This window comes from Runella sp. R5_40 (assembly GCF_057652295.1).
Genome location: NZ_JBYFCH010000062.1, coordinates 1 through 1,317, shown reverse-complemented (window position 1 = coordinate 1,317; position 1,317 = coordinate 1). Strand labels below are relative to the sequence as shown.

At 36.9% G+C, this 1,317-nt stretch carries 2 protein-coding genes; both read left to right on the top strand.

All coding sequences use genetic code 11. The features are described 5' to 3' along the window. The first annotated feature begins 59 nt into the window (after positions 1-59). The gene (locus AC23N5_RS31375) at positions 60-362 is read left to right on the top strand and encodes a transposase (RefSeq protein WP_487758556.1); all 303 of its coding nucleotides are present in this window, start codon (positions 60-62) and stop codon (positions 360-362) included. 101 nt (positions 363-463) lie between these two features. After that, on the top strand, positions 464-1,276 hold the full coding sequence (locus tag AC23N5_RS31370) for a transposase (protein WP_487758555.1): 813 nt from the start codon (positions 464-466) through the stop codon (positions 1,274-1,276). Positions 1,277-1,317: the final 41 nt, after the last annotated feature.

Here is a 1,317-nt window from a genome sequence, read left to right as displayed (position 1 = left end):
CTTGTCAGCCCGATAAAAAACTGGACACAAGTTAAGGGAAAACCTAACTTGTAGTCAATATGAGCAAACATCGTAAAAGTTGGAGTGAGACTGAGATAGAAAATATCCTCCAACACTATCAACAACATGGTATCACAGCTACGGTGCGCCACTTTAACATCGCATCTTCGATGATTTATAGGTGGCAATCCATGAGAGGTGAACCTAAAACAGAGTTACAAAGTGGTATCAGCCGAGCAGAATACCATCATCTTCTACGCGAGAACCAGCTTTTGAAAGAACTGGTCGCCGAGAAAGAACTCGAAATTCGAGTCAAAGATGCTCTCTTAAAAAAAACTGTCTATCAAAACAAGAGCGGTTAACGGTAGCTCAGGAATTTATTAATTTATCCTTTCCCAAGTACAAGGTATTGGCTTGGTGTTCTGTGGCTCGGAGTAGCTTTTACTATTACCCCAGCATTGGTTTGAGAGGACGTAAACCTTATGCTGTTGTCAAAGATAAAGGTGGAGAAGTTGTTGATAATGAGTTTGTTGTGAAAATTATAGAACAACTCTTTGAACATCCTTTTGTAGATTACGGGTATTACAAAACCTATATCTATTTGAGAAAGAAACAACATTTGCAGATTAGTAAACACTTGGTTTATAGGCTGATGAAGAAGAATCAATTGCTTAGAAATCAGTACTGTAGAAGCTCCAAAAAGATGAAACGCAATTGGGTCAAGGACTTGTTGCCACAGGTAGAAGCACCTTTTACTTATCTTGAATTTGATATAAAGTTCGTCTGGGTTGCTGGTATGAATCGCAACCTACAAGTCTTGACGATTTTAGATGTCTTTTCTCGATGGAATGTAAGCCATTTAATAGCTTACTCTATTAAATATCAAGATGTTATCAAACTATTTGAACGTGCTTTTGAGCATCTAACTATTCCTGAGAAATTTTATGTTCGATGTGACAATGGTTCGCAGTTTATAGCAGATATGGTACAGAAGTATTTTAAAGATAAAAAGGTCATTCAAGAGTTTACTAAACCTGCTACACCACAACAAAATAGCCATATTGAATCTTATCATTCTATCATGGAAAATGCTGTTTGTCAGAGGTTTCAATTCAAAGACTTAAAAGATACAAAGCAAATAATGAATCAATTTAGAGAATTCTATAATTTTGACAGGATTCACGGAGGTATTGGCTTTCAAAGCCCATCCGAACTCTTGCAGTCAAAGGGTTTGGATATGAAAAATAACCCCATTAATCAAATCCCTATTCCCTAAAATAAGGGAAACCCAGTGTCCAGTATTTAGCGGTCAGCACA

Coding starts and splice junctions, on each gene's coding strand:
- AC23N5_RS31375 (WP_487758556.1), top strand. CDS start 60: ATGAGCAAACATCGTAAAAGTTGGAGTGAGACTGAGATAGAAAATATC.